Source organism: Amycolatopsis marina, assembly GCF_900111885.1.
Classification (GTDB): Bacteria; Actinomycetota; Actinomycetes; order Mycobacteriales; family Pseudonocardiaceae; genus Amycolatopsis; species Amycolatopsis marina.
In genome coordinates this window covers 67,152-73,852 of the sequence record NZ_FOKG01000025.1, presented here as the reverse complement: position 1 = coordinate 73,852, position 6,701 = coordinate 67,152, and the positions used below count along the sequence as shown (strand labels likewise).

The following is a 6,701-nucleotide window of genomic DNA, read 5'->3' as shown; positions in this document are numbered from 1 at the left end:
CCACCGCCAACGACACCATCCGCTCCGCCGCACGCGGAGTGATCGACAACGCCAACGCCACTTCCTGCGCCACATCCCGAGAAATCCCCGACGACGATGACACCAGCTCGGCGATGTCACACAGCTGCCGCGCCTCCATTTTAGACCGTGTCCGCTCCACAGACTGCAGCCGCCCAAACAGGATCGATCTTCGCCGGGAAAGCCCCGGCACCACCACGTTTCCCCCTGAACTAGTCACCCCACAATTATAGAAAGGGGGTACGACAGAAACCGGCGCAGCGGTCCCGTTCCCTGGGTAATTGGCGCTACCAGCCACCCCGAAAGGGTGATGCGTGGAGCGACAATTGCGCAGGGCGCGCCGAAGGCGTGCCCGAAACCCCACCACGTGTCCCCGGCACCCCCACAACCTGCAAACTCACGCCCTGAAAGTGCAAATTCGGGCCCTTAAGGGGAGTTCCGGATGCGGGGGTGGGGTGGTTGCTGGGATTGTCGTGGCGTGTTGTCTGTCAGGTTTGCGCGCTCGCAGGACGTCTTGGTGCCGGTCGTCGTCGCGGTGTTGATCGTTGGCGGAACGCTGCTGGGCCGGCAGTTCGGCAGTGAGTCGGGGGAGCTGGGGGTGGCGGCGTGGGCGCTGATGCTTGGCGCCTCCGGCGTTCTGGTGCTGCGCAGGCGGTATCCGATTCCGGTCGCGGCGGTGACCCTGCTGGCGAGTGTCCTCTACTACCCGCTCACAGGTCCGGACGGGCCGATCATGCTGGCCTTCATCGTCGCGCTGTTCACGGTGGCGGCAGAGGGGCATCTTCTGGTCGCCGCAGGCTTTGCCTTCGTGTCCCTTGCGGTCACGGCTTACGGAGAGGTGATGGGCGACGAGCGGCACGTCGACGACACGGCGATGGTGATGTTCGCGGGCTGGCTTGCCGCGGTGGTCGCTTTCGGGGGCGCGCGGCACACCCGCCTGTCGTACCTGCGGGAACTGGAACAGCGGGCGGCCACCGAGGAGCGGTTGCACATCGCCAGAGAATTGCACGACGCGTTGGGGCACAACCTTTCGATGATCAACGTCCAGTCCGCCGCGGCGTTGCACCGCATCGAGCGAGACCCGGCTCAGGCCGAGCAGGCGCTGCGGGTGATCAAGGAGGCGAGCGGGCGAACGCTGCGGGAGTTGCGCGGCACCCTCGGCGTGCTGCGGCACGCGGACCCGGCGAACACGGGGCCAGGACTGTCCCGGTTGGACGAGCTGCTCGAGCAGACCCGCGGTGCCGGGCTCGACGTGGTGGCCGAGGTCGACGGCGCGCAGACCACGTTGCCGCGCGAGGTGGACCTGGCTGCGTATCGACTCGTGCAGGAGGCGCTGACCAACGTCACAAAGCATGCGCGTGCGACCACCGTCACCCTGCGGGTGCAGTATGACCCGCGGGAACTTCGAATCACCGTCGACGACAACGGCAAGGGTGGCAAAGTGGCATCGGGCAGGGAAACCGGCGGAAACGGAATCCGGGGCATGCGGGAACGGGTGCGGGCGCTCGGCGGCGAACTGACGGTCGGAAGCACACCGGAAGGCGGCTTCCGGGTGCGTGCGCGGCTGCCGCGAGGTGCGGCATGATCCGGCTGCTGCTCGCCGACGACCAGGCCCTCGTCAGGGCAGGCTTCCGTTCTATTCTCGACGGTGAGGACGACCTCTCGGTCGTGGCGGAGGCCGCCGAAGGCGACAGTGCCTTCCGGCTCGCTCGCGAACATCGGCCGGACGTGGTGCTGATGGATGTCCAGATGCCGGGCATCGACGGGCTCGAAGCCACCCGAAGGATCGCGGCGGATCCGGCGCTGGCCGATGTGAAGGTCGTCATCCTCACCACCTACGACGTGGACGACTACGTCTACGGCGCACTGCGTGCCGGCGCGAGCGGGTTCATGGTCAAGGACACCGAACCGACGGAACTGATCCACGCCGTGCGGGTGGTGGCCCGAGGTGACGCGCTGCTGGCTCCCTCGGTCACCCGCAGGCTGATCGCCGAGTTCGCCGGGCGCGTCAGCCGCCCCGCGCCGAGCCCTCGGTTGAACTCCTTGACTGAGCGGGAAAGGGAGGTGACGATCCTGGTCGCGGAAGGACTGTCCAACGACGAGATCGCCGAACGACTGGTGCTCTCACCGGCCACCGCGAAGACCCACGTCAGCAGGATCATGACCAAGTTGCGGGTGCGGGACAGGGCCCAGTTGGTGATCCTGGCCTACGAGTCCGCAATGGTCACTCCGAGGTGGCTCGGCTGACGGCACCGCTGCTGGGCAACCACGGTCGTACGGGAAGACCCTGACAGGGCGACCGGAGTCGAAGAAGAGATCACCGCCTGCGCAGGACGCGCATGGCGGTACAGCTGTCCGACGCTTCCGGTATGCACACAACCCAGCTTCGAACCACGTCACCGAGCGAACTGGAACGGTTGGCCGCCTGGTCGCAGCGCAGGCGGTGGCTCGCACTCGGCCTCTGGATCCTGCTGCTGGCCGCGATAACTCTGACGTCGCAGGCCATCGGCAGCGACTACCGCGACGACCACTCGCTACCGGGAACCGAGTCGCAGGAGGTTGTCGAGACCTTCCAGGAGAACGCGCCGCAGCAGGCAGGGGAGTCTCTGCGGATCGTCGTCGCCCACGAAACGGGTCTGGCGGCGCAGGACACCAGATCGCGGATCCAGGCCCTGCTGGACGACGTCCGTGCCCTTCCGAACGTGGCTGACGTACGGAGTCCCTACGACTCGCCCGGAGCGATCTCATCCGACGGCACCATCGGCTATGCCGAGGTGTCGATGGACTCCGGCGCGGCGGATCTGCCCGCAGCGGACGTCCGGACGCTGGTCGACACCGCGGAGTCGGCCGAGGCGAACGGGCTGACCGTGGCGGTCGGCGGCGATCCGGTCCGCGAGGCGGAAGAAGGCGGCGGCGGTGCTGCCGAAGGCGCCGGAATCCTTGCCGCGCTGGTGATCCTGGTGCTGATGTTCGGGTCGTTGCTGGCCGCGAGCGTCCCGCTCGTCACCGCCGTCTTCGCGGTGGGCAGCACTCTCGGCACCATCGCCCTCGCGTCACATCTGCTCGAGATACCGAGCTACTCGGCTCCACTGATGATGCTCGTCGGTCTCGGCGTCGGCATCGACTACGCACTGCTGGTGTTCTCCCGATTCCGTGGGGAGTTGCTGGACGGCGCCGATCGGGACCGTGCTGTGCGCACCGCGTTGGACACCGCGGGCAGGTCGGTGCTCTTCGCCGGATGCACGGTGATCATCGCCCTGCTCGGTCTGCTGGCGCTCGGTCTCGGCTCGCTGCAGGGCGTCGCCTTCGCGGTCGCGTTGACAGTGCTGGTCACCATGGTCGCGTCGGTGACCCTGTTGCCCGCACTGCTGTTCCTCTTCGGCCGCAGGATCGAACGCAGTGTGCGACGGCGTGCGGACCGGGCCGAGCGGGCGGGGCGCGCGCCGGGAGCGGGTTGGCGCAGGCTGGCCGTCGCGGTGCAGCGCAAGCCGCTGGTCCCGCTGGTGCTCTCCGTGGTGGCGCTGGGAGCGCTGTCGATCCCGGCGCTGGACCTGCGCCTCGGATTCGCCGATGCGGGCACGGAACCGGAGGACTCGACCAGCAGGCAGGCCTACGATCTGCTCGCGGAGGGCTTCGGGCCGGGGATCAACGGGCCGCTCGTCGTACTCGCCAAGGGGGGTGCCACGGGTGCGGAACTGCGCGAGACGCTCGCCACGACACCGGGAGTCGCCGGCACTTCGCAGCCCCACGTGCTGGGGGACGCTGGAATCGCCACGGTGATGGCCTTCCCCGCCGGTGCGCCCCAGTCCGCGGAGACCCATGAACTGGTGACCCGGCTTCGGGGCGAGGTCCTGCCCGCGCTGTCGGAACGCACAGGTGACTCCTATCTGGTCGGTGGCTCGGTCGCGGCCGCCGACGACTTCGCCGCCGCGGTCAGCGACCGGCTCCCCTTGTTCATCCTCGTGGTCGTCGGACTCTCGGCGTTGTTGCTGATGGCGGTGTTCCGCTCGCTGCTGATCCCGCTCAAGGCCGCGGTGCTGAACCTGCTGAGCATCGGCGCCAGTCTCGGCGTCATCACACTCGTGTTCGGGCAGGGCTGGTTCGGTGCACAGCCAGGGCCGATCGAGGCCTTCGTGCCGGTGCTGATCTTCGCGATCGTCTTCGGGCTCTCGATGGACTACGAGGTGTTCCTGGTGTCGCGGATGCACGAGCAGTGGCATCGGACCGGCGACGCACAGGGCGCGGTACGGGAAGGGCTGGCCAGGACCGGCAGCGTGATCACCGCCGCCGCGGCCATCATGATCGTCGTTTTCGGCGCGTTCGTCCTCAGTCCCGACCGGATGCTGCAGCAGTTCGGGCTCGGGCTCGCGGTGGCGGTGTTGCTGGACGCCTTCGTGATCCGCTGCCTGATCGTGCCCGCGGTGATGCGGCTGTTCGGCGACCGGGCCTGGAGGCTGCCCAGGCCCATGGCCAGGCTGTTGCCGAAAGTGGCGCTCGAACGGGATTAGGGCGAGTTGACCGCGCGCAGGGTCCGCATCGCGTCGGCAAGGGAGGCGGAAGCCTCGGGGCCGAGCGGGGTGAGGACCCTGCGCCGCAGGATCTCGGCGCAGGCCCGTCTGGCCTTGTCCGCGATGTCGAGACCGTGTTCGGTCAGCGTCACGAACGTGACCCTGCGATCCTCGGGACTGGGCACTCTGCGGATGAGGCCGGCGGCGACCAGTCGGTCGGCCACCTTCGTGAAGCCACCGCTGGACAGTGCCGCTTCACCCGCGAGGCGGGTCATCGGCATCCGGTGGTCGGGAGAACGGATGAGGCGGATGAGGATGTCGAACGAGGCGGGCGCCAGGTCGAACCGCTCGGCGATCTCGCCCATCAGCCGGTCCTGCGTGGCGAGGTATCCCTCGATGACCAGTCCCCACCAGGTCACGATCTCGTCGTCGTCCGTACAAGGGTCAGGCTCGGTCGGCACGGGGACAGTGTACTCGATTTATCTCGCCGGAATATATCTTGCGCGCAAGAGGTTATCGGGTTAGCGTCGAAAACACCTCTCGAACGGAGTTGTCATGTCAATCAGCACCAGCGGCCTGCACCACGTCACGGCCATCGGCGGTGACCCGCAGCGCAACGCCGACTTCTACCTCCGCACCCTCGGGCTGCGCCTGGTGAAGACCACCGTGAACTTCGATGACCCGGGCACCTACCACCTGTACTACGGCGACCGGTCCGGTAAGCCGGGCACGCTCATGACGTTCTTCCCCTGGAAGGACGCGCCGAGCGGGCGGCATGGCACCGGCCAGGCCACGACCACCTCGTTCTCCGTGCCCGAGGCCTCGATCGGGTGGTGGAAGCAGCACCTGGAGGACGCGGGTGTCGAGACCAGCCGGGTGACGAACCGCGATGCGGAGGACGTCCTCACCTTCCGCGACCCCGACGGGCTGGAGCTCGCGCTGGTTGCCCATCCGCAGGGGGACCCGAGGGAACCGTGGGACAACGGGCACGTGCCCGCCGAGCACGCAGTCCGCGGCCTGCACTCGGTGACGCTCTCGGTGAACCGGGAAGAAGCCACGGCAGGGATGCTGACCGAGGGACTCGGCCTCGGCTTCGCCAACCAGGACCGCAACCGGTTCCGTTTCACCGCGGGCGAGGGTGGCCCAGGCGCACTGGTGGATGTCCTGGTCACTCCGGACGCGCCGAGCGGACTGGTCGCCGCTGGCACCGTGCACCACGTGGCCTGGCGCGCGCCGGACGAGCCGACACAGGCGGCCTGGCGCGAGGAACTGGTCGACCGCGGCGTGCAGGTGACCTCGATCCTGGACCGGCAGTACTTCCGGTCGATCTACTTCCGCGAGCCCGGCGGCACGCTGCTGGAGGTCGCCACGGACGAGCCCGGCTTCGGGATCGACGAGCCGCTGCTGGAGCTGGGCCGAGCCCTGAAGCTGCCGCCGTGGCTGGAGCCGAACCGGGAGCAGATCCAGGCGATGCTGCCGAAGCTGGAACTGCCGGACGAGAACAACCTGGAGCGTGCATGAGCGAGCTGTCCCTGGAGCACCGGTTCGTCGAGGGCGAGCAGGGAAGCCCGGTGTTGCTGTTGTTGCACGGCACGGGCGGCGGGCCGGACGATCTGCTGGACGTCGGCAGGGAGCTGAGCCCCGGTTCGCCGATGCTCGCCCCCGCGGGGCCGGTGTCGGAACATGGCGCGAGGCGGTGGTTCCGCAGGCTCGCGGAGGGCGTCTTCGACTTCGAGGACGTCGTCGCGAGGGCGGGCCAACTGGCCAATTTCGTGCGAACGGCGCGGGAGCACTACGAACTGGGCGACCGGCGGCTGGTCGCGACGGGCTTCTCGAACGGCGCGAACATCGCGGCCGCTGTGGCTCTCCTCTATCCCGACGTCGTGCGCGAGGCCGCGTTGTTCGCGGCGATGCTGCCCGTGCCGGAACCTCCGCCACACGACCTGTCCGGATCACGGGTGTTCCTCTCCAACGGCGAGCAGGACCCGATGGCGCCACTGGATTCCGCGGACAGCTTGGTGCGCAAGCTGCGGGAGCGGGCGGCCGAGGTCACCACACACCGTCATCCGGGTGGTCACCAACTCACCTTGGAAGGGGTGCGGGCCGCGCAGAAATGGCTCAACGACTGAGAGGGTTGTTCAGCACCGGCCCAGCGACCACGGGCCGCACTGGCGA

Annotated in this window: 6 protein-coding genes; 5 read left to right on the top strand and 1 reads right to left on the bottom strand. The window is 68.4% G+C overall.

The features are described 5' to 3' along the window. Nucleotides 1-460 precede the first annotated feature (460 nt). The 3 genes from BM199_RS28860 to BM199_RS28850 all read left to right on the top strand — a co-directional run bounded on the left by BM199_RS28860 (nucleotide 461) and on the right by BM199_RS28850 (nucleotide 4,526). Nucleotides 461-1,603: a sensor histidine kinase gene (locus BM199_RS28860; protein WP_091678164.1), complete on the top strand. Its 1,143-nt coding sequence runs from the start codon at nucleotides 461-463 to the stop codon at nucleotides 1,601-1,603. Continuing rightward, nucleotides 1,600-2,265: a response regulator gene (locus BM199_RS28855; RefSeq protein WP_091678161.1), complete on the top strand. Its 666-nt coding sequence runs from the start codon at nucleotides 1,600-1,602 to the stop codon at nucleotides 2,263-2,265. The genes BM199_RS28860 and BM199_RS28855 overlap by 4 nt, the downstream gene beginning before the upstream one ends. 122 nt (nucleotides 2,266-2,387) lie before the next feature. Next, complete coding sequence (locus tag BM199_RS28850; protein ID WP_091678190.1) at nucleotides 2,388-4,526, top strand: MMPL family transporter; 2,139 nt, start codon at nucleotides 2,388-2,390, stop codon at nucleotides 4,524-4,526. Here BM199_RS28850 and BM199_RS28845 read toward each other — a convergent pair. After that, nucleotides 4,523-4,987, bottom strand: coding sequence for a MarR family winged helix-turn-helix transcriptional regulator (locus BM199_RS28845; protein WP_091678159.1), 465 nt, complete (start codon nucleotides 4,985-4,987; stop codon nucleotides 4,523-4,525). The two genes, BM199_RS28850 and BM199_RS28845, sit on opposite strands and share 4 nt — an antisense overlap. 94 nt (nucleotides 4,988-5,081) lie before the next feature. Between BM199_RS28845 and BM199_RS28840 the strand changes: the two genes are divergently transcribed. Beyond that, nucleotides 5,082-6,047, top strand: coding sequence for a ring-cleaving dioxygenase (locus BM199_RS28840; RefSeq protein ID WP_091678156.1), 966 nt, complete (start codon nucleotides 5,082-5,084; stop codon nucleotides 6,045-6,047). Next, the gene (locus tag BM199_RS28835; protein WP_091678153.1) at nucleotides 6,044-6,655 is read left to right on the top strand and encodes an alpha/beta hydrolase; all 612 of its coding nucleotides are present in this window, start codon (nucleotides 6,044-6,046) and stop codon (nucleotides 6,653-6,655) included. Before BM199_RS28840 ends, BM199_RS28835 begins: the two co-directional genes overlap by 4 nt. Nucleotides 6,656-6,701 lie beyond the last annotated feature (46 nt).

Excerpts from the sequence above, each read along its gene's own strand:
- BM199_RS28840 (WP_091678156.1), top strand. The coding sequence starts at position 5,082 with ATGTCAATCAGCACCAGCGGCCTGCACCACGTCACGGCCATCGGCGGT.
- BM199_RS28855 (WP_091678161.1), top strand. The coding sequence starts at position 1,600 with ATGATCCGGCTGCTGCTCGCCGACGACCAGGCCCTCGTCAGGGCAGGC.
- BM199_RS28835 (WP_091678153.1), top strand. The coding sequence starts at position 6,044 with ATGAGCGAGCTGTCCCTGGAGCACCGGTTCGTCGAGGGCGAGCAGGGA.
- BM199_RS28860 (WP_091678164.1), top strand. The coding sequence starts at position 461 with ATGCGGGGGTGGGGTGGTTGCTGGGATTGTCGTGGCGTGTTGTCTGTC.
- BM199_RS28850 (WP_091678190.1), top strand. The coding sequence starts at position 2,388 with ATGCACACAACCCAGCTTCGAACCACGTCACCGAGCGAACTGGAACGG.